Source organism: Streptococcus sp. 1171_SSPC (assembly GCF_001069335.1).
In the GTDB taxonomy this organism is placed as follows: Bacteria; Bacillota; Bacilli; order Lactobacillales; family Streptococcaceae; genus Streptococcus; species Streptococcus xiaochunlingii.
Genome location: NZ_JWAK01000032.1, coordinates 60,852 through 83,296, shown reverse-complemented (window position 1 = coordinate 83,296; position 22,445 = coordinate 60,852). Strand labels below are relative to the sequence as shown.

The 22,445-nt window shown below is 42.4% G+C and carries 16 protein-coding genes, 2 pseudogenes and 1 riboswitch; of the genes and pseudogenes, 4 read left to right on the top strand and 14 right to left on the bottom strand.

What is annotated here, in order from left to right:
* Window positions 1–38: 38 nt before the first annotated feature.
* The 8 genes from ADF75_RS06550 to ADF75_RS06515 all read right to left on the bottom strand — a co-directional run bounded on the left by ADF75_RS06550 (window position 39) and on the right by ADF75_RS06515 (window position 10,309).
* The gene (locus tag ADF75_RS06550; protein ID WP_006595827.1) at window positions 39–1,196 is read right to left on the bottom strand and encodes an ABC transporter substrate-binding protein; all 1,158 of its coding nucleotides are present in this window, start codon (window positions 1,194–1,196) and stop codon (window positions 39–41) included.
* Between the two features lie 92 nt (window positions 1,197–1,288).
* On the bottom strand, window positions 1,289–1,573 hold the full coding sequence (locus ADF75_RS06545; RefSeq protein ID WP_048689712.1) for a DUF2129 domain-containing protein: 285 nt from the start codon (window positions 1,571–1,573) through the stop codon (window positions 1,289–1,291).
* 130 nt (window positions 1,574–1,703) lie between these two features.
* Window positions 1,704–2,294, bottom strand: a complete 591-nt coding sequence (locus ADF75_RS06540) for an ATP-dependent Clp protease proteolytic subunit (RefSeq protein ID WP_023024046.1) — start codon at window positions 2,292–2,294, stop codon at window positions 1,704–1,706.
* A 162-nt stretch (window positions 2,295–2,456) separates the two neighbouring features.
* Entirely contained in the window at window positions 2,457–3,086 is a 630-nt protein-coding gene (gene upp / locus ADF75_RS06535) for a uracil phosphoribosyltransferase (RefSeq protein ID WP_048789561.1), read from the bottom strand.
* 100 nt (window positions 3,087–3,186) lie between these two features.
* A complete protein-coding gene (gene mgtA, locus ADF75_RS06530; protein ID WP_048789560.1) occupies window positions 3,187–5,847 on the bottom strand; it encodes a magnesium-translocating P-type ATPase in 2,661 nt (886 codons plus the stop codon).
* A gap of 224 nt (window positions 5,848–6,071) precedes the next feature.
* A riboswitch (M-box (ykoK) riboswitch) is annotated at window positions 6,072–6,226 on the bottom strand.
* A gap of 41 nt (window positions 6,227–6,267) precedes the next feature.
* Window positions 6,268–7,437, bottom strand: a complete 1,170-nt coding sequence (locus ADF75_RS06525) for a MalY/PatB family protein (protein WP_048789559.1) — start codon at window positions 7,435–7,437, stop codon at window positions 6,268–6,270.
* A 9-nt stretch (window positions 7,438–7,446) separates the two neighbouring features.
* Complete coding sequence (locus ADF75_RS06520; protein ID WP_048789558.1) at window positions 7,447–8,541, bottom strand: cystathionine gamma-synthase; 1,095 nt, start codon at window positions 8,539–8,541, stop codon at window positions 7,447–7,449.
* 139 nt (window positions 8,542–8,680) lie between these two features.
* A complete protein-coding gene (locus tag ADF75_RS06515; protein WP_048789557.1) occupies window positions 8,681–10,309 on the bottom strand; it encodes a putative polysaccharide biosynthesis protein in 1,629 nt (542 codons plus the stop codon).
* A gap of 86 nt (window positions 10,310–10,395) precedes the next feature.
* Between ADF75_RS06515 and ADF75_RS06510 the strand changes: the two genes are divergently transcribed.
* Entirely contained in the window at window positions 10,396–11,841 is a 1,446-nt protein-coding gene (locus ADF75_RS06510; protein ID WP_048789556.1) for a UDP-N-acetylmuramoyl-L-alanyl-D-glutamate--L-lysine ligase, read from the top strand.
* A gap of 37 nt (window positions 11,842–11,878) precedes the next feature.
* Here the strand turns inward: ADF75_RS06510 and ADF75_RS06505 are convergent, their stop codons facing one another.
* The 6 genes from ADF75_RS06505 to pflA form a co-directional block, all read right to left on the bottom strand.
* Window positions 11,879–12,529 carry a DUF1803 domain-containing protein gene (locus ADF75_RS06505; RefSeq protein WP_048789555.1) on the bottom strand — a complete coding sequence of 217 codons (651 nt, stop codon included), beginning with the start codon at window positions 12,527–12,529 and terminating at the stop codon, window positions 11,879–11,881.
* A 204-nt stretch (window positions 12,530–12,733) separates the two neighbouring features.
* A complete protein-coding gene (locus ADF75_RS06500) occupies window positions 12,734–13,312 on the bottom strand; it encodes a TetR/AcrR family transcriptional regulator (protein ID WP_048789554.1) in 579 nt (192 codons plus the stop codon).
* Entirely contained in the window at window positions 13,312–14,013 is a 702-nt protein-coding gene (locus ADF75_RS06495) for an MBL fold metallo-hydrolase (protein ID WP_048789553.1), read from the bottom strand. The genes ADF75_RS06500 and ADF75_RS06495 overlap by 1 nt, the downstream gene beginning before the upstream one ends.
* A 380-nt stretch (window positions 14,014–14,393) precedes the next feature.
* Window positions 14,394–14,906, bottom strand: a complete 513-nt coding sequence (locus ADF75_RS06490; RefSeq protein WP_048789552.1) for a YiiX/YebB-like N1pC/P60 family cysteine hydrolase — start codon at window positions 14,904–14,906, stop codon at window positions 14,394–14,396.
* A gap of 63 nt (window positions 14,907–14,969) precedes the next feature.
* Window positions 14,970–15,905: a manganese-dependent inorganic pyrophosphatase gene (locus ADF75_RS06485; protein ID WP_048789551.1), complete on the bottom strand. Its 936-nt coding sequence runs from the start codon at window positions 15,903–15,905 to the stop codon at window positions 14,970–14,972.
* 128 nt (window positions 15,906–16,033) lie between these two features.
* Entirely contained in the window at window positions 16,034–16,828 is a 795-nt protein-coding gene (gene pflA, locus ADF75_RS06480) for a pyruvate formate-lyase-activating protein (protein ID WP_048689741.1), read from the bottom strand.
* A gap of 212 nt (window positions 16,829–17,040) precedes the next feature.
* On the opposite strand from pflA, the pseudogene ADF75_RS06475 reads away from it, so the two are divergent.
* The 3 genes and pseudogenes from ADF75_RS06475 to ADF75_RS10930 form a co-directional block, all read left to right on the top strand.
* Window positions 17,041–17,226, top strand: a pseudogene (locus ADF75_RS06475) (UTRA domain-containing protein); the annotation flags it as partial.
* Between the two features lie 289 nt (window positions 17,227–17,515).
* Window positions 17,516–22,151, top strand: a pseudogene (locus tag ADF75_RS10280) (glycosyl hydrolase family 95 catalytic domain-containing protein); the annotation flags it as partial.
* Window positions 22,152–22,226: 75 nt separating this feature from the next.
* The gene (locus ADF75_RS10930; protein WP_414716341.1) at window positions 22,227–22,373 is read left to right on the top strand and encodes an LPXTG cell wall anchor domain-containing protein; all 147 of its coding nucleotides are present in this window, start codon (window positions 22,227–22,229) and stop codon (window positions 22,371–22,373) included.
* Window positions 22,374–22,445 lie beyond the last annotated feature (72 nt).

The following is a 22,445-nucleotide window of genomic DNA, read 5'->3' as shown; positions in this document are numbered from 1 at the left end:
TCATTCTCCCAGCCTCTTGTACAAACAACAAATGATAATTAAGGTTTAACCGACTCAACTGACTCAACTTTACCATCTTTTAAGCCAATCATAAGTGCAGATTTAACCGGATTATGGTCTTTGTCAATAGACATTGTACCAGTAACACCTTCCAAGTCTTTCAACTTCGCAAGGTTGTCTTTCAATTCGACAGAGTTCTTAGCACCTTTAGATGCTTCTGCAACCATGTAAACTGAATCATACGCCAAAGCTGCAAACATTGAAGGTTCTTCGTTGTATTTTGCTTTATAAGCTTCTACGAATTTTTTGGCTTTATCAGTCATTTCACCTTCAGTAGAGAATCCAGCTACGTAGTAGATGTCTGTAGCTGCAGCAGGTGTTGCTTGTTCAACGAATTTAGCATCGCTAAATCCATCACCACCAATGATTGGTTGTTTGATTCCCATACCACGTGCTTGGTTTACGATTTTACCAGTTTCAGTGTAGTACCCTGGAAGGACAATCGCATCGAAGTCTTTGTCTTTGATTTTTGTAAGAGCAGCTTGGAAGTCTGTATCCTTAGATTGGAAAGTTTCTGTTGCTACGATTTCACCTTTATAAGATTTCTTAAAGGCTTCAGCAATCCCTTTAGCATAGTCAGATGAATTATCGTAGTAAAGAACAACTTTCTTCGCTTTCAAGTTATCCGTTGTATATTTAGCAATGATTTGTCCTTGGAAGCTATCGATGAAGGTTGCACGGAAAAGGTAATCTTGACCTTTTGTCAAATTATCTTGTGTTGCTGATGGTGTTACCAATGGAACACCTGCTTTACCAGCATTCGCAACAGCTGCGGCAGTGGCACCTGAAGTAGCAGGCCCTACAAGAGCGTTCACTTTTGATTGAGTGACAAGGTTTGTAGTGATTGTAGCTGCTTCAGCTGTTTCAGATTTGTTATCTTTGTCTGTGACAACAATCTTCTTACCATCAGCTCCACCATTAGCATTGATTTCATCAACGGCTAATTGAGCACCTTTTTGTTCAGCACTACCATATGCTGCTACTTCACCAGTTTTTTCAAAGTTAAAACCGATTTTTAGTTCTTTGCCGATTTCGTTACCAGTTGTGTTTGAACCTGAAGTTGAAACTTCACCACAGGCCGCAAGAAGAGCGACACTTGCAATTGTTAAAAATGAAAGAGCAAATTTTTTCTTCATTTGTAATAATCTCCTTAAATAATCTTAAAATAAATACATATTAAGAATATACCGAATTATCTGACAATTGTCAATATAAAAAACGCAATCCTTTAAATGATTGCGTTTTCTACTTGTGTTTCATCCTGTTGACGATGCAAACTTCCTACAAAATCACGATCCAATTCTTGAATATGGCAAATTTGAACCTTCTTTACAAAGCGTTCTTTTTTTAATTGTTGCATAATTTCAAGAACTTGAGGACTATCGACATAGACCTGGACATAGCGCATTTTTTTGGAATGATAGATCACATCCCCAATTTCCTGTAATTTCTTTGCATCTCGATTATAATACAATTTTACAATTAAGCCTGTTCTAGCTTGCTTCTCAAACATACACAATCCCTTTCTGCTTCTGTTACAAGTATAGCAAATTTCAGGTAAAAATACTATCTTTTTCTAGAAAGTAAAGAATGTCCTAAAAAACCTCTCCTGTCAAAGGAGAGGGCTGGATGGTTAAGATTTCTTATCCGAGATTGTTGTTAGCCATGATTTCATCGATGAAACCATAAGCTAAGGTTTCTTCTGCAGTCATCCAATTATCCCGTTCTGCATCAGCGTGGATTTTCTTGATGGTTTGACCTGAATTTTCTGCCAAGATTTTTTCCAATCTGTGACGTGTTTTCAAGAGGTGTTCTGCTGCAATGGCCATATCCGTTTGTTGAGTACCGCCACCAGTACCACCCATTGGTTGGTGGATCATGTACTCAGCATTTGGCAACATGAAGCGTTTGCCTTTGGCACCACTTGATGCAATCACAGTCCCCATTGAAGCTGCCATCCCCATGACGATGGTTTGGACGTCTGATTTGATAAAGTTCATGGTATCGACGATTGCCAAACCTGCAGAGACAGAGCCTCCTGGCGTATTGATATACATATAGATATCTTTGGTATTATCTTGGGCATCCAAGAAGAGCAATTGGGCAATAATCGAATTGGCCATTTGGTCTTCTACCGGTCCTGTCACCATGATAATACGGTCTTTTAAGAGGCGTGAGTAAATGTCGTATGAGCGTTCGCCACGACTAGTTTGTTCAATTACTACTGGAATCATTCATTCATCTCCTTTTATCCATTATAACCGGCACCATCTCACGAGTTTCATCCGGTTGATTCGAGAGGCTAGCTCTCCTTCCATTCTTTATAAAAGCTATTATATCCCATTGGTCAACAAAGGTCAAATTTTTACTTTCCTAAAGATGGATTGGAAATGTGCTTATTTGGTACCAAACAAACGGTCCCCAGCATCACCCAAACCTGGAACGATATAGCCGTTTTCGTTGAGGCGTTCATCCAAGGCTGCAGCAAAGATTTCGACATCCGGATGAGCTGTTTGAAGTGCTTCCACTCCTTCTGGTGCTGCAACTAAGCAGACAAATTTAATATGGCTTGCACCACGTTTCTTTAATGAATCTACCGCTAAGATTGCAGATCCCCCAGTCGCCAACATTGGGTCTACGATAAAGATTTGACGTTGGTCGATATCTTCTGGCAATTTCACCAAGTATTCAACTGGTTTCAAGGTTTCTTCATCACGGTACATTCCGATGTGACCAACTTTAGCAGCGGGTACCAAACTCAAGAGTCCGTCTACCATCCCGATCCCTGCACGAAGGATTGGAACAATCGCTAGTTTTTTACCAGCAATCTGTTTTTGAACTGTCTTTGTGATGGGTGTTTCGATTTCTACATCTTCAAGAGGAAGTTCGCGCAAAACTTCGTATCCCATCAACATAGCAATTTCATCTACTAATTCACGAAAAGCCTTTGTAGAGGTATCAGTCCGACGCAAAATAGACAATTTATGCTGAATCAGTGGATGTTTAATAACTTCAAGTTTTCCCATTGTGGTTCCTTCTTTCTCTATATTCATCTTATTATATCAAAAAGGAAGAAAAAGGCCTACAAATATGCAAACCTTTTCTTTTCTTATTTTAATGACTATCTTATAGCCACTCTTTGTACTTGCCAATATAATAGTGTTTGACCAGGGTGACACTTGCCATATAAAGGAAAAGGATTCCCGCTAGTAATAGGAAGTAAAGACTATTTAGTGGCGCTACTTTCAACAAGGAAGCCAGTGGGCCATATGGTAGGAAGGTCACAAAGAGGGCGCCCAATAGGGTCGTTGCCATGACTGCAAGGGCTGGCCGACTTTGAACAAAAGGCAATTTTGGAGAGCGGAGCATATAGATGACCATAGTTTGGGACCACATGGACTCGATAAACCAGCCGGTTTGAAAGAGCATGATGAAGAGTCCCGCACTGTCTGCTCCATGGACATAGCCATAGCCTGTAATCATAGGTACGATGATAAAGTAGAGAGCGATAAAGGTCAAGATGTCAAAGACAGAGGAAATAGGACCAAACCAGGCCATAAAGCGGGTAATGGATTTTGCTTCCCAAATCCGAGGTTTCTTCAAGAAGTCCTTATCCACTCGGTCAAAAGGCAAGGCGATACAGGAAAGGTCATAAACCAAGTTCAAAACGATGAGATGGATAGGGGCCATTGGAAGGAAAGGAAGGAAAATACTAGCAAAGAGAAGGGAGAAGATATTCCCGAAATTAGAAGAAACGGTCATCTTGATGTACTTGGTCATATTGGCATAAACCTTGCGGCCCTCTACCAAGCCTTTTTCGAGGACCATCAAGTCCTTATCCAGTAGGATAACATCTGCTGTTTCTTTGGCAATATCGACAGCTGTATCAACCGAAATCCCCACATCTGCCACTTTCATAGAAGGAGCATCGTTGATCCCATCTCCCATATAGCCGACCTTGTGGCCATTTGCTTTGAGTTGCAAGATAATGCGTGCTTTTTGATCTGGAGATAATTTTGCAAAAACGGTGGTGGTTTCTACCGCTTGAGCCAAGTCTGAATCAGAGAGACTGTCGATATCGCTACCCAGCAAAATGCGGTCAACATCCAGTCCCACCTTTTCACAAACCGCTTGGGTCACTTTCTCATTATCACCCGTAAGGATTTTAGTAGCAACTCCATATTCCGCAAGGGTATTGATGGCTGGTGCTGCAGATGGTTTTGGTGGATCTAAGAAGGCTAGGTAGCCTGTCAAGATCATGTCTGCTTCATCTGCCACTTCAAAGGCATAGCCTTCCTCAAGATTTGATTTGTAACTAACCCCTAGCACGCGCAAACCTTGTTCATTCAGCTGAGCCACCTCTGCCAAGACGTCTTCCCGCACTTGATCTGTTAGGGGGATAATCTCATCCTTGTATTCTACATAGTTAGAGACTGCTAGCATTTCTTCCAAGGCTCCCTTGGTGACCATGCTCACGATTCCCCCCTCATCTTTGACAATGACACTCATCCGCCGGCGTTCAAAGTCAAAAGGCAATTCATCAATTTTTTGGAAGCTTTGGTCCAAGCCTCTGACAATCTCATGTTTCTTAGCTTCTCTTTCTGTCCGACTGATAATAGCGCGGTCCATCAAGTTTTTGAGGCCGGTTTGGAAGTAAGAGTTGAGGTAGGCCCGACGAAGGACGGACAAATCCAAGTCTCCACGAATGTCGAGTGGGTATTCGAGTACAATCTCATCTTGGGTCAAGGTTCCTGTCTTGTCGGTACAGAGGATATCAATAGCGCCTAGATCTTGAATAGCATTGAGCTTTTTGATGACCACCTTTTCTTTGGCCATGATAATGGAACCCTTGGCCAAGCTAGCGGTGATAATCATTGGGAGCATTTCTGGAGTCAAGCCCACCCCTACACTAAGGGCAAAGACCCCTGCTTCCAGCCAGTCCCCATCTGTCAAACCATTGATAAAGAAGACGATGGGTACCATGACCATCATGAGTCGGATCAACAACCAAGAGATGGTGTTCATTTCTCGTTCAAAAGAGGTTGGTTCATCATAAGTATTGATGGTTTGCTCAATCGCTCCCATCATGGTTTCATCCCCAACGACCAAGACCAAGGCTGTTGCTCGACCTGAGATGACGTTGGTCCCCATGAAAGCTAGACTTTCACTCTCCAAAAGACTGTCCAGATTTTGGCCAGTCGCTTTTTTCAAGCAGACTTTTTCGACAGCATCGCTCTCTCCAGTCAAACCAGACTGTTGAACGAAGAAGTCTCGAGAATCTAACAAGACCACATCCGCTGGGATCATGTCGCCTGCACTCAATTTGATCAAGTCTCCCACAACGATCTCATCAATGGGAATTTCTTCTTCTTTGCCTTCTCGAATCACCGTTGCAGTATTGACAATCATACGAGAAAGGTTGCTAGCAGCCTTGTCACTTCGCAATTCTTGGATAAAGCGAATCCCTCCAGAGAGAAGGACGAGAACGACGATGATGAGAGAGGTCGTTGGATCTTCCTCTCCTGGTTTGGCTAACCAAACATTGGTCACCAGAGAAACAAGGGCAATGAGCAGTAAGATGACCGTGAAGGGATTGATGATGGATTCAACAATCCGTTTCCAGATAGAATTATCTTGCCCCTTTGTGAGGACATTTTCTCCATAGCTATCCCGGTTCTCCTCTACTTGGTCTTCCGTCAAACCAGACCAGCTAGATTGATAGGTTGCTAAGGTTCTTGCTTCTGCATCTTGTAATGCAGCAATGAGTCTTTCTTTTGTTGTTTGCATTGGAATCTCCTTTTAAATCAGGAGCCAAACGCTTATAGAGTCCCGATGACACAAATCAGCGATTGGCTGGCTATGTGCGGTTCGGGATGATCGTCGATTTGTATCATAGTGCTCTCCTTTTCTACTTGATAGGTTGAGAGGCTTCTTAAGCATAAGAAAAGAGCCCTCCCCTTTTACAGGTAGGACTCATTAAACTCGTCGTTTATTTTTTAATGAAAATTCTCAAAAAATAGACCGTCCAAGCTTTAGCTCCGCAAGGCAATGAAATGAGCTTAGTCTTGACCTTTGCGATCAGGACTGTTGACCAACGAGTAGTGTCTCCACTGCTTTGCGGTAGTCATCCGTATCCTTGTGGTAGCCTCACCTACCGTTATTCCCCTTGAGTATACTCCTCCCCTATAGAAAAGTCAACCCTTAAAATCAACCTTTTTTAGGAAAATTTGTTACAATCCGATCGACAATCTCTTTGACTAGGGTTTTCGGAGCTGCCACATTCAAACGGGCATGTTGCTTCCCTTCTACTCCAAAGTCTGTCCCTTTATTGAGGATGACCTTAGCCTGGTCATGAAGTCGATCATGGAGTTCTTCTTCTGACAAACCGTAGGCAGAAAAATCAAGCCAGAGTAGATAAGTTCCTTGCGGTTTCATCACACCAATGTCTGTCTGCTCACGCAAAACTTCTACAGTGTAGTTGATATTTTCTTCCAAGACTTCCTTTAAGTCCTCTAACCAAGCCTTTCCATTCTGATAGGCTACTTCGGTGGCGATAAAGCCAAGGGCAGAAATCTCATGTTGATTGTTTCGCAACTGCCGAGCTTGGAAGGATTTCCTTAGTGCATCATTTTCGATGATGGCATAGGAATTTTTTGTCCCTGCGATGTTGAAGGTTTTGGTCGCACTCGATAAGACAAGGGTGAAATCCTTAAAGCTTGGATCTACCGTATTAAAACATACGTGTCGATTTCCAAATAGCGCCAAGTCTTGGTGAATTTCATCTGAAACAAGTAAGATCCCATATTTTTGACAAAGGCGACCAATCTTTTCTAGGACTTCTCGTTCCCAGACGCGACCGCCTGGGTTATGAGGATTGCACAGGATGTAGAGCTTGACTTGGTGCTCCACAAAGTCTTTTTCCAATTGCTCAAAATCAATTTGGAAGAGTCCATCCACTTCTACTAAGGAATTAGTCACTAATTTGCGTTGATTGAGGCGGACGCTACGGGCAAAGGGTGGATAAACTGGCGTATTGATGAGAACAGCCTCGCCTTCCTTAGTGAAAGCCTGAATAGCCGTTGAAATAGACGGAACCACACCTTCCATAAAGACAATGGCTTCCTTCTCAAACACATATCCATGCTCTGACTTTTCCCACTCCTGAACAGCTCGGTAAAGCTCTTCACTAGGATAAGTGTAGCCGTAGACTAATTGATCTGCGTAATCTCGAATGGCTTGGCGAACCGCAGGCAAGGATTCAAAATCCATATCTGCAATCCAAGCAGGAAGAAGTTCTGGATCTTGCTCTGACTCCTTCCATTTGCTAGTGTGGTGCCCCAAACGATTAGGGACAGTCAAAAATTGTTCTTTTCCCATGATGGACTCCTATCTAGCCAATGCTTGTTCTAAATCCTCAATCAAATCCCGTGCATCTTCAATTCCGATGGAAAGGCGAAGCAAGTCATCCGTTAACCCATAGGAATGACGAACCTCTGCAGGAATATCTGCGTGGGTCTGTGTAGTTGGGTAGGTAATCAAACTCTCCACTCCACCTAAGCTCTCTGCAAAGGTAAAGACTTGCAAGTGGTTCAAAATGGTTGGAATCTTTTCTTGGTGGCTTACTTTAAAGGAAACCATGCCTCCCTTGCCGGTATACAAGACTTCCTTAACAGCTGGATGCCCCTTCAAGAATTCCACTACCTTCTTCGCATTTTCTGTGGAGCGCTCCATACGAAGGGCTAAGGTTTTTAAACCACGGATTAATTGATAGCTGTCAAACGGGGAAAGAACAGCACCTGTCGTGTTCAAATTGTAAAAGAGTTTGTCATACAAGTCTGCATCATTTGTCACGACAACACCAGCCAAAACGTCATTATGACCCGCTAGATATTTGGTCGCTGAGTGAAGGACGATATCTGCTCCTTCTTCAATTGGACGTTGGTAGATAGGGCTATAGAAGGTATTGTCTACAATCACTTTTGCCCCTTTTTCATGAGCGAGTTTAGCTAATTTCTGGATGTCAAACTCCAGCATGAGTGGGTTAGTAGGCGTTTCAATATAGAGAATATCCACCTCTCCCTTCAATCCTTCTACCAATTCTTCTTCAGAATTTGCATAGGTAAAGAAAAAGCGTCCTTCTTGTTCCATTTGGTTGAACCAGCGGAAAGACCCTCCATAAAGATCTCTTACTGCCAAGACCTTACTGCCAACTGGAAAAATACTAAAGGCTAAGACAATGGCAGACATACCTGAGCTCGTCACCAAGGCATGCTCTGCACTCTCAATAGCTGCCAAGGTCTTTTCAGCGTTTACCCGCGTCGGATTCTTGGTACGGATATAGTCAAAACCAGTAGATTGACCAAACTCTGGATGCTGGTAAGTGGTTGAAAAATGAAGCGGAGTAATCAAAGCCCCTGTTGCTGGATCCGACTTGATTCCCGCTTGAGCTAGGATGGTGTTAATATTCTTTTTGTGACTCATACAAACCTCCAATGGACGTAAATTCAATTGTCTCTATTGTATCACTTCTTTAGATGATTCGGTTTTTCCTTTTTCAAGAGCTAGATATAGCTTCAAACTATAATGAAAAAAGAGGTGGGATAGCCCCAACCTCTACTGATTATGAAATATGAAATTTATTTCGAAGACTAGCTGCCTTACTACCAATGAAGCGATCTAAGAAACGAAGACGAAGACCGAGGCCACCGTATACCACGATTCCCACACCACCAATCAGAGCTACATAAATCATGCTTGTCACTCGACCATTTGGTTTGATGACCAAGCCAAGGATAAAGCCTGCAATTAGGACCACCAAGAGCATGATCAAGGTGAGAATGGCTGTCAATAAGCTCCGTTTGAAGACTGTCTTGCGATTGAAATGAGTCACCTGATGAATTTCCTTGTACATAAGAACAATCGGAATCATGAGACCAATCGTAGTAGAAAGAAGAGGACCATAGGCTTTAAAGAGATAAATGAACGGTACTTGGAGAATCAATTTTACCAATACTCCATAACCAAAGTAAAGAATTGCCTTACGATTTTGGAAAAGAGCCTGGATCATTGGAGAGAGAACCGTATACAAACCTAGGATGACCGTTTGTAACATGGCTAGGATAAAGAGTCCCAAAGCAAGGGAATCTGGTTTCCCGTAAAAGACCGTATAGAGAGGCTCAGCAATGGCTACTGCTCCAATCGTCGCCGGAAGCAAGAAGGCTACTAGCATGGTCAAATTATCTTGAACCAGCTTACCTGCAGCCCGGAAATCCCCCTTGACATAGTTCTCTGTAAGGAGAGGGATTCCCACCCCACCGATCGATGTCGCAACTGCAATTAAAATCATGGTAATCTTGTTCGGATTCGCTGAGAAGTAGCTGAACTGAACCAAAAGCTCTGAACGAGTGAAGTTGGTGAACCAAGACATGACATTGCTATAGGTCATCTGGTCGATAATTTGGAAGAGTTGAATGGCTGATCCTGTCACAATGAACGGAATCGCTTCACGAATGGTATCCCACAAGAGAGCCTTGGTATCAATCTGGCTATCAGACTCCGGGCGATGAATAATGTGCTGTAGAAGCCCTGTTTTCCAGAGGTAATAGACGAGGACTAGAAGACTCGCTCCCATCCCAATAAAGGCTGCAAAAGTGGACTGGGTCACAGCTTCAACGTAATCACCTGAGCCAACCTTCATAATGAAGTAGGCTGTCAAGAGCATCCAGATAACCCGAATCACTTGCTCAGCAATTTGACTGATAGCATAAGGTTTCAGATTGTTATGCCCTTGGAAGAAGCCACGAATGACACTCATGGAAGGGAAAATCAAGACTGCCCAAGACAAGCTCTGCATGACAGGGATTAGGTCTTTCCCACCTCCAGACAGATTTGCAAAGACTGGGGAAAGCACATACATGATAATAGCAAAAACCAAGCCCAATAAAGACATGAACTTAAGGAAGCCACGAATCATGGCAAAACTGTGCTCTTCTTGCCCCTTGGTATTGTACTTGGCCACCTGCTTAGCGACTGCTACTGGGACGCCTGCTGTTGAAATCAGCAAAAACCAAGCGTAGATATTGTAGCCCATAGTGAAGAGACCGTTTGCCTCTGCTCCATGTTTACCCATCCAGATATACCAAGGGATGATATAGGCCGCACCTAAGAGACGACTAATGAAATTGCTGGCTGTTAACCAGACTGTTCCTCGAAGCATCTGGGCCTGTTGATTACTTGTTTCGTTACTCATATGTTTCCTCTGCTTTATAGTCTTCTTTCATTATAAACTTTTCCTTTACACTTGTAAAATAAGGTCTTTCAGTTTAAAATAGGATTATGATAAAGATAGAAACTGTACTAAACATTTTAAAAGAGGATCACAACTTTCGTGAGATCCTACAAGACGGAGAATACCACTATTCAGCAAGTGGTGTTTCTTTTAATCAAATTAGCTACGATAGTCGAAAGGTCAACTCCGAGACCCTCTTTTTTGTCAAGGGGGCAAATTTCAAGAAGGAATTTTTGGAGCAAGCGATCGAGCAAGATCTCCAGTGGTATGTCGCTGAGCAAGACTTTGAGGTCAGCATCCCAGCCATTATCGTTACGGATATCAAACAGGCTATGAGCTTGATTGCCATGGAATTCTATGACCACCCTGAGCGCCAGCTAAAACTCTTAGCTTTTACAGGGACCAAGGGAAAAACGACTTCTGCTTACTATGCCTACAAGATTCTTGAACAAGGCCACCGTCCAGCCATGCTATCCACTATGAATACAACCTTGGATGGCAAGACCTTCTTCAAGTCAACCTTGACGACTCCAGAAAGCATTGATCTTTTTGAAATGATGGCCCAGGCAGTTGCCAACGATCGGACCCACCTGATTATGGAGGTTTCTAGCCAAGCTTATTTGGTGAAACGAGTTTACGGTCTGACCTTTGATGTCGGTGTCTTCCTCAATATCAGCCCTGACCATATTGGACCAATTGAACATCCAACCTTTGAAGACTATTTCTACCACAAACGTCTCTTGATGGAAAATAGCCGTGCTGTTGTCGTCAATAGCGATATGGATCATTTTGAGATTCTTGCGGAACAAGTCGCTGAGCAAGACCACGACTTCTACGGTAGTCAATCAAGCAACCAAGTCCAGAACTCAAAAGCCTTTAGCTTTTCTGTCACTGGCAAGCTGGCGGGAGATTATGATACCCAGCTCATTGGCCACTTCAACCAAGAAAATGCTGTAGCTGCAGGTCTTGCCTGCCTTCGCCTAGGAGCGAGTCTCGAGGATATCCAAAAAGGGATTGCTAAGACGCGAGTTCCTGGCCGAATGGAAGTCTTGACTCAGAAAAATGGAGCCAAGGTCTTCATCGACTACGCCCATAATGGAGATAGCTTGAAAAAACTGCTCTCAGTTGTCGAAACCCATCAAACGGGGACCATTTCACTAGTCCTTGGATCAACCGGTAATAAGGGAGAGAGCCGCCGTAAGGACTTTGGCATACTCTTAGAAGACCATCCTGAGATCCAAGTTTTCCTCACAGCGGATGATCCTAACTACGAAGATCCTTTGGCTATCGCTGAAGAGATTAGCAGTTATATCACGCGACCTGTCGAGAAAATCGCAGATCGCGAACAAGCCATTCAAGTAGCTATGGCAACGACCGGCAAGCCTGAAGATGCTGTTATTATCGCTGGAAAAGGAGCTGACTGCTACCAAATCGTCAATGGCGTAAAAGAAGAATATCCAGGTGATGCTGCCATCGCTGAACGTTATCTATAATCAAACAAAACAAGGCTAGGAAAATTCCTAGCCTTTTTTATTGTTTGATAAACATCAGTCTTTCCTTGTCCAAGTCCACTGCTAATTCATATTTGCCTTCATCATTTTTGCGGATATAGCCTAAGACTTCTAAGCTATCAACAAAGATGTCTCTGCGCTTTTGCTGGACTTCTTCTTTTTTGAGGAACTTGAGCAAAAAGCTGGTCATATACTTGAGAGCATACTCGGGATTCACATCGCCCAAAATAGCATAGAGTTTCTCTTGCTCCTCCGTCAAAGGGTATTGGTGTTGCACCTTGTAGAAGTAATTGGAAAGTGTCTGTGCATGTCGTTCGAAGTCAGTCTCCTCTATGAGAATTGCTGCATTAGTCGTGTTGCGGAGTTCTGTTTGGAAGACCTTGGCTTTTAATTCTTGATAAACTGCACTGTCCTCTCGAACAAAGACCTCTTGATCCAGTTCAACTCGATCAGCTGACTCTAAGAAAGGCAAATTGAGAGTGTAGCGTTTATTTTCTCGTAGGATGAAGCCCGCTTTGATAAACTCCTCCATCAGCTTATCCACTGGTTGATCTGGAAATTGGGCCTTGATTTGCCGCAGGATCACATCATCCTGCTGGTCCAGATAGTTGATCAAGTCCTTGAAAAATGGCTGACGTGTCAAACGTGTGGGATTAATGATTGTAATCATAAATAGATCTCGTTTACTGTTTTATCGGTTAGCTCTTATTGTAACATAAAAGTTATCTTAAGCGAAATCAATTCAAAAGAACGAAATCTCCAATTGATCGACAGCCATGTAAGAGGTGAAAATAAGGAAAAAAAAGTACAAGATAAAAAGAACTTAGTCTTTTCAATCCAAGTTTACTGTAGAAGCCCCATAAGTTATTCCAACTCATTTCATTTCTATTATTTTAAAAGAAATAAAATCAGTCAGTAGTTGCTTAATGCGTTCTGGACATTCTTCATTGTCCCTACTGTAGATACTCACTAAGCCATGTAAAAAAATAAAGATTCCACTACGAATATTTAGCGCTTCTGCATCAGATAAGTCTTTCGGTAAAAAGACATCAATAGCTTCTTCCAATAAACGATAACTTTTCATTCTCAATTGCATCAACGGTTGCGAACAATCGCCTGAATCTTCATGCTCTCCACGGTAAAAAATCAATAATTCATAAAAACTTCGTTCTCTAAACCCAAAATCCACATATGTTTGACAGATTTGGAGCAGACGTTCTTTATCAGTCTGCTTGGAATGGCTGATTTCTAAGCAAGTATGATAGAGATGAGTTAACGGTTTTTCCGCTACTGCATATAAAATATCCTCTTTCTTTTTAAAATACTGATAAATAGCTGTATGTGAACATCCTGCAGCTTGAGCAATCTGCCTAATTCCCACCTTCTGGTAAGGTTCTTTTCGGAAAATTTCCTCTGCTACTCTGATAATTCTGGACCTTGTATCCTTTGCCATTACAAACTCCCTTTAAACCCATTCAATGCCTCAAAATCTCGTACTGCATCTTTTACCTCACTACCATGACAAACACTAACAAGTGCCTGCGGATAACTCTTGAGAATTCTTTCACCACTAGCTAAAGCTTGTCTCATATCTGCTGTATATCCTTTCATTGGTGGACGCAACTTTCCACCTCTCGTAGCTGTGAAAAGATCTCCAGCGATTAAAACTTGATCCTCTTCATGGTAATAAACAACATGACCAGGGGAATGCCCAGGAGAAAATAGGGGTTTTAGTCTTGCACTACTTATCAAGTCTTGACCTTCTTGACTTTCAACAGTTATAAAAGTAGCCGGATCAAAAATCACTTTTTCCGTCTCTTTTCTATTAGGAAAAGGTTCTTTGCCTGAAATATAGGGGAATTCCTTCTCACTGATTAAAGTCGGGATGTTCCCAAAGTGCTGTCTAAGATAGGGCAAACCTTTGATATGATCTGGATGTCCATGGGTCAGAAAAATTGCTTCAATTTTTTGTGGGAGTAAAAACTGGGCAGCGTACTTCTCCATTCCTCGCATTCCCGTATCAATCACATAAAAGCGACCAGATGATTCAACTAGCCATATGCTGACAACAAAAATGCCCAATTCGAATTCAAACTTTTTTATATGTGGACTGATTTGTTTTGTACGTGTTAATAAACGATACAAGAAAGACACTTTTTATACCTCCTTTGACTTCCATAAAAACTAACCAGTGGTTAGTTTTTATGAAGTATATCATATTTCATCCGGCTACACAAGAAACATCCAGAGGATATTAAAATAAAAAATACAACTTTTACAAGTTGTATTCGAACGTAAAATATATTTTTAAAGAAAAAAAATGATATATCGAGACTTTCCGCTGTGAGAAAAGTCCTTGAAACAATTAGGTTTCAAGGACTCGGTAGTTTTGAGACCTTAGGCTCAAAACTAAGTCATGGAACTTCGGAGAAGTTCGCTGACGTCCGCACTCACCAAAGGAAAGGATTGAAAAATTATTTTTCTTTAGTTTGATGTAACTCTTATAAACTATATCAAAGATTCAGATTGTTGTTTCATGAATCCGAATCATCCAAATACCTTTCTTTAAACTGTAGCTGTGGTGATTGGGCTAACTGACTCGGGTTGGTCCCGGGCTGATCTAAAGGAACAGCTAGACCAAGCTCCTTGTAGTAATCCAGCCAGAACGGACTAATCTCCTCTTCCCCATCTCCAAACTTCATGGGAATGGTTTCAAAGATAGGAAGTAGTTCAGCGATGAATTGGGAACAATAGAAACCATCTCCATCTGGATAAAAGGACGCATTGTAGGGAGCTCCTAAAAGGCTCTCTGCTCGCTTTTTGACTTCTTCGTGATCAATCGCCGTATAGCGATAAAGGTCATAGACTTTTCCAGCTTCAAAGAAATCTTCGGGTGACTGGGAAAGAACACCACCTTCCACCGTAGCATGATAGATCTGTCCGTCCAAAAAGATAGCCACGTGACTGTAGTTACCTGTCGAAGCCTGGATGGCCTGCCCCATTTCCGTATTTTCTCTCACAAAAATCAAATCGCCAGATTCTAACATGGTCTCCTCCTAGCAAAAAAGGAGTCGAAACTCCTTTTTAACGATGGGTTTCCCCATCAATCCTTATGCATTAAAGCTTTCAGTCAATTGAGGAACCACTTGTTTCTTACGTGAAACGGCACCTGGAAGGAAGGCATGGTTGTTTTCAAGTTTGAAGTTGAAGGCTGCTTCAACTTTGTCCATGTTAGCACCAAGAGCCAAAATTTCTGAGTTTGAGTTGACGATATCTGTAATCATCAAGACAAAGTCAGAGTATCCGTTAGCTGCATTTGCTTCTTGGATAGCTGCTTCGATTTCAGCTTGGCGTTCCAAGACTTCTGCAATATCAACTGTGTTCACTTGAGCCACACGAACGTTGTTTCCGTTCAATTCAAAAGTCTTAGCATCAATGTCAATCAACTCTTCTGCTGATTTGCTTGCCAAGTTGGTACCAGCCTTGAGCATGGCAAGACCGTATTCTTCCAAGTTCACACCAGCCAATTCAGCCAATTCAGGTGCAATCACCTTATCAGATGGGTGAGTTGTTGGAGATTTCAAAAGAAGAGTATCTGAAATCAAACCTGAAAGCATCAAACCTGCGATTTCTTTTGGCACTGCTACACCGTGTTCTTTGAACATACGGTACACGATAGAAGATGCTGATCCAACTGGCTCCAAACGCATGTAAAGTGGGCTAGCAGTTTCAAAGTTAGCCACACGGTGGTGGTCCACTACACCGTAAACTTCTACTTCAGCGATATCTGAAACAGATTGTTGGAATTCATTGTGGTCCGTCAAGATGACTTGCTCTGCACCTTCTGCTTTAGCTGATGTGATCACGCGTGGTGCTTCCACACCAAAATAGTCCAATACGAAAGCAGTTTCTTCATTTGGAGTTCCAAGAGCTACTGCTTCTGTATCCAAACCATAAGCTTCTTTTGCAAGATAAGCAAAGGCTACAGATGAACCGATAGCATCTGAGTCCGGATTTTGGTGACCAAAAACGAGAATTTTTGACATGTTTCTACCTCTTCATTTTCATTTGTATATTCACTCTATTTTAGCACGTTTTTCCGTTTAAAGAAAGGGAATAGTTGTTCATTTCATCAGAAAAAGACAGCTGGAAGGACCAACTGTCTCGATTTATTTTATCCTTTAACCCGTTTCAGGTAATCTTGGTAACTTTCCGTTTCCATCAAATCTTTTGCATTTTGAACCCGTTCTTTTGTCGGTGGTTTCACACCCTCCAACTTGTACGGAATACCCAATTCCCGCCATTTGAATTCCCCCATAGTATGGTAGGGCAGAATTTCAAATTTATCAACATTTTTAAGGGTTTTAACAAATTTCCCAAGTTCGATCAGGTCATCATCTCGGTCTGTAAGCCCAGGCACCAAGACGTGGCGAATCCAGACGGGCTTGCCAATATCAGACAAGTACTTGGCACAGGCTAAAATATTTTTGTTTGTCTGACTGGTTACAAATCTGTGCCGTTCATCGTTAATTTCCTTGATATCCAGAAGCACCAAGTCTGTCACTGCCATTAATTTATCAAATTTTTCCAGGTAACGAGGGGTATTGCGGAAAGGCAGAGCACAGGTATCGAGCGTGCAGTGAATGCCCAACTCTTGAGCCTTGGTGAATAGGGCAATCAAAAAGTCTATCTGCAAGAGGGCTTCTCCGCCACTGACAGTGATCCCACCTTTTTGACCCCAAAAACCACGATAGCGGAGGGCTTCTTCCAATACATCATCTACTGTTCGTTCTCTAGACATGTTGGTTTCCATAGCCCAAGTATCCGGGTTATGGCAATACTGACACCGCATTTGACAGCCTTGAAGAAAGACAATAAAACGGATCCCTGGTCCATCTACAGCACCGAAGCTTTCCGTAGAGTGTACCATTCCTGTTACTTTTCCATAGTCAACTGTTTCATTTTCCATGTCTTGTCCTTCTCTCTTGAAAACGTTTTATGACTTTATTATAACACGATTCCTTGTGAATAAAAGGATTTTAATGATTTTTTAGAAAATAAACTGTTTTTCAGTTTCATTCCATTGTATTAGTACAGGCCATTCCAGTAGCTGTTACTCTTACCTATTCTCTATGGCAAAAAAAGAAAACGAAGAGCCGTTTTCTTTTTTTAATATCTTAAGAAATCTTGATTTCACCAATCGATAATCGCGATAAAATCTTACTGGATCTTGGAAAAGACCAACACGTGGTGACGGTACGCTCCCAGGTCTTCCTTGCAGATGGGCGGCAATTCCAGTTCACCGAAAGCCGTCACAAATTAGACAAGTTCCATTTTGTCGACTATGCAAAAAGAAATCAAAAATAAAGTACTCCGCTGACAGTTGAGAATGGACTCAACTGTTTTTTTACGATATCCGAAAATAAAAACTATTTTTAGCCCAAAATAATAGCTAATTTATCTCTTATTTCTCTACTTTTTCAAGAAATAACACTCTCAAATATGCATCTTACCTAAAAGCTATTGACATTTTCCTGTTTCCCTATTAAATTGGATATGATAGAAATAAATATGAAGGAACTTGTCTTTAACTAAAAATGTAGGCGGTCTCAAAAAAATGCTTGAATTTCTAATACAAGCCGTAGATGATGTCACAATGGACCAAAGATTTTTGGAAAAATCCTGTCGTTATAGTATCCGCAAACTAACTGTCGGAACGGCTTCTGTTTTATTAGGAGCCATTTTTCTCACCTCACACCAGGTAGGTGCTGATAGTATTGTTGGAAGTCAAAATGAAAGCAACCACCTTGAAGCTGCCCCAGCCATAGAGAGCCCGACTGACGGAACTGGAGAAACCAAACCAGAAAATCCGAATATCGCTCCTATTTCTAAAGAAAAAAGCTCGTCTCCTGACACAGAAGTTCAAAGCAAGCATACAGCCACTTCGACTACTTCGATTGAGCCAAATGAAGAAAGGGAAACTATGAAAGTTGAGACTCCCGTGGTCAAACAAACAGATTATCATTTAAGCTACAATCAACCTGCTGCTGCTACCTATGATGCGTGGGAAAAACAAGCCCTCCCAGTCGGAAATGGAGAAATGGGGGCAAAAGTTTTTGGGCTCATCGGTGAAGAAAGAATCCAATACAATGAAAAAACTCTCTGGTCTGGTGGACCGCAACCGGATAGCACCGATTACAATGGGGGGAACTATCAAGACCGCTATAAGGTCTTAGCAGAAATTCGTAAGGCATTAGAAGAAGGAAACCGCCAAAAAGCAAAACAATTAGCGGAGCGCAACCTAGTCGGACCAAACAATGCTCAGTATGGTCGTTACTTATCTTTTAGTGATATCTTTATGGTCTTTAACAATCAAAAGAAAGGCCTGGAGAATGTTACCGACTATCATCGTGGCTTAGATATTTCTGAGGCCATCTCGACCACTTCTTATACCCAAGACGGTACAAACTTTAAACGCGAAACCTTCTCTAGCTATCCTGACGATGTTACTGTGACCCACTTGAGTAAAAAAGGTGATAAAACCCTTGATTTTACACTCTGGAATAGTTTGACTGAAGATTTGATTGCGAATGGTGACTACTCCTGGGAATATTCGAATTATAAACAAGGAGCAGTTACGACTGATTCTAATGGTATTTTGCTCAAAGGAACTGTCAAAGACAATGGTCTGAAATTTGCTTCCTATCTCGGAATCAAGACAGACGGACAAGTCACTGCACAAGATGGCTATTTGACTGTCACTGGAGCTAGCTATGCGACCCTTTTACTCAGTGCCAAGACCAATTATGCTCAAAATCCGAAAACTAATTATCGGAAAGAGATTAATTTAGAAAAAACGGTCAAATCTATCGTCGAAGCTGCCAAGGCCAAAGACTATGAAACTCTAAAACAGGATCACATCGAGGACTATCAAAGTCTCTTCAACCGAGTTCAATTAAATATTAGGGGTAACAAGTCTAGCCAAACTACCAAAGAAGCCCTCCAAAACTATGATCCAACAAAAGGACAAAAACTAGAAGAACTCTTCTTCCAATACGGACGTTACCTCCTCATCAGTTCGTCTCGTGATCGGACGGATGCCCTTCCTGCCAACTTGCAAGGAGTCTGGAATGCTGTAGACAATCCACCTTGGAACTCAGATTACCACCTCAATGTCAACCTACAAATGAACTATTGGCCTGCCTACATAAGTAATCTTGCAGAAACGGCTAAGCCAATGGTCAATTATATTGATGACATGCGCTACTATGGTCGTATCGCTGCTAAAGAATATGCAGGTATCGAATCCAAAGAAGGTCAAGAAAACGGTTGGTTGGTTCATACTCAGGCAACACCATTTGGCTGGACAACTCCAGGTTGGAATTATTACTGGGGGTGGTCTCCTGCTGCCAATGCTTGGATGATGCAGAACGTCTATGACTACTACAAATTCACCAAGGATGAAACCTATCTCAAAGAAAAGATTTATCCAATGCTCAAGGAAACAGCCAAGTTCTGGAATTCCTTCTTGCACTACGACAAATCTAGTGATCGTTGGGTTTCTTCTCCATCCTACTCACCAGAGCATGGAACTATCACGATTGGAAATACCTTTGACCAATCTCTAGTTTGGCAACTCTTCCACGACTATATGGAAGCAGCCAATCACCTGAAGGTCGACCAAGACTTAGTGACAGAAGTGAAGGCAAAATTTGACAAGCTCAAACCACTTCATATCAACCAAGATGGCCGTATCAAGGAATGGTATGAGGAAGACAGTCCTCAATTCACTAATGAAGGAATTGAAAACCATCACCGTCACGTTTCTCATCTAGTTGGGCTCTTCCCAGGAACCTTATTTGGCAAAGATCAGCCTGAATATCTGGAAGCAGCACGCGCAACCCTAAACCATCGTGGAGATGGTGGTACCGGTTGGTCTAAGGCTAATAAAATCAACCTCTGGGCTCGTCTCCTAGATGGAAATCGTGCCCATCGTTTGCTGGCAGAACAACTCAAATCCTCAACTCTAGAAAACCTCTGGGATACGCACGCGCCTTTCCAAATCGATGGGAACTTTGGTGCAACCAGCGGTATGGCAGAAATGCTCCTTCAGTCTCACACCGGCTACATTGCCCCATTACCAGCCCTTCCAGATGCATGGAAAGATGGTCAAGTCTCAGGTCTAGTAGCTCGTGGTAACTTTGAAGTCAGCATGAAATGGAAAGAAAAGAATCTTGAAACATTAGCTTTTCATTCCCATGCAGGCGGAGATTTAGTTGTCGATTATCCAGACATCGAATCGAGTATTGTCAAGATTAACGGGAAAGAAATCAAGCCAACTCTTCTGAAAGGCAACCGAATTCAGATTGCCACTCAAAAAGGGGATCAGATTAGCTTTGAAAAGTTACCAGAACGTGTCACTCGCCTATCTGCCGTGAGAAAAGATGCTGTAACTGCTGAACTTGATTTCAATCCGGTTACGGATGCGACCCACTATGTCATCCGTCGAGAAAGCAAAGATGAAAGCAGTGATGCTTCTTCTATCAAGGAATTCCTAACCAATGTCACTCATTTCATCGATCGCTCCATTGATTCTCACCATAGCTATAGCTATACTGTTAGAGCCATGAATGGGGAGCACTCAAGACAAGTATCCGAATCTGCGTCAATCCAACCAGTTGTCGAATTGATGGACGACAGAGATCCTCGTGTTCAATACGGTCCTGCCTTCCATAACTGGGAGGATGCTGACCTATTTGCAGGAACTGAAAAATATGCTGACCTAACTGTCGATAGCTACTCTGACAACGATGCCACTGCTAGGATTTCTTTTAATGGACGAGGAATTGAAATCTATGGTCTCAAATCATCTGAATTAGGCCTAGCGGAAGTTCAAATCGATGGCAAGAAAGTAGGAGACCTAGATTTCCACGCATCGGGAGAGACGGAAAAAAGTGCTCTAATCGGTCGTTTCACAGGACTTCCTGATGGAGAGCACCTCCTGACTCTAACCGTGAAGAAGGAACACTTGAACCGAGGGAATGAACGCTCAAAAATTTCCTTGGATTACTTTAAAATCTATCCAGGTCAAGGGGCGACTGTTGAAAAGATGGATGACAGAAATTCTCGTATCCACTATGGATCCTTGTTCAAGGACTGGAGCGAATCAGGCTTATATCAAACGACAGAAAAATACGCGACTCTCCAAAACGTGGATCCATCTCAGTATTCAGAGGCCAAGGCAACCATTCCTTTCACTGGTACAGGTATTCGCATTTACGGCTTAAAATCTTCTGACTATGGAAAAGCCTTAGTCACCATAGATGGAAAAGAAATGCCAAGTTTGGACTTCTACTCAAGTGCTGACTATGAAAAGAATGTGTTGATTGGCGAGTATTCAAACTTAAGCAATGGAGATCATATCCTCACCTTGACAGTCGATCCTAACTCTCCTGATGACAGAAAGATGATTTCTCTGGATTCATTTGACATCCTGAAGCCGTCAACAGTATCCCTCGATACTCCAAGCCTGGCCCCAATAAAAGCAGGCGATCAGACGATTACCCTCACACTTCCGTCTGGGGAGTGGGATGCTATTGCCCTTCATTTCCCTGGGGAAAAAGATCCTGTTTTCCTCAAAAAAAACGGAGGAGCAACACGTCATCCTATCAGATGGAAATCGAGTGTTAGCGATTAAGGACCAGCAAGTTGAATTGCCGATCCCAGAAACTGCTTATCAAAAACAAACTCAGATCATCTCAGCCTATGCCATCCGAGGAAAGACCATCACTAGTCCAGTCGTCTCTCTCTTACCTGCTATTGTGACAAGTTTGGGAGACCAAGAACCTCCTGTAGTGACCCTTCCTGAGTATACAGATCCAATCGGCACTGCTGGACAGGAGGCAGCTATCCACTCTCTACCTGAATATGTCCTTCGAGTACTGAAAGACCAAGCAAGCCATGTAGAGGTCATTAGTGGAGAAAATGAGATTGGTAGTGACAGTCATTTAGAGATTCAAAAGGTCCTTGACCAAGGACTCTTTGGCAAAACCTACGATGCTTTCAACCTTTAACTCAAGGATAAAGAAGGGAATCCAGCTCCAGTCAAAGGAAGTGTATTGGTTCGACTTCCACTATCAAAAGAAGTGAAGCAACTCTATGTCTTGACTCCTAATCAAGAACTCCAAGCAGTAGCATTTACACTACGAGAGGGCATGATTGAATTCATGGCACAAGAGTTAGGAACCTATGCCATTGTCTACCAGTCAGGCTCCGGTGAACAAGTGGAGCCGACTGTATCAGAGAGAAGGGAGCCAAACAAGCCAGTTTCAGAGAGCACGAGTCCAAGGAAGGCCGGTGATACTTTAATGAGTGTTCCCAACTCTAAACAAGACCAGGCTTCGCAAAGACAACTTCCAAAAACCAATCAGGAACAACGTCCATACCTCCTCTTCTTAGCAGGACTTAGCCTTGTCCTCACAGCTAGCTTCGTTGGGAAAAAGGAACAGGTTTAGCTTGATGTGGCTGACAAGATCAATAAAAAGAGAGTGGGACAGAAATCGGTAATTCGTTAGAATTCGATTTCG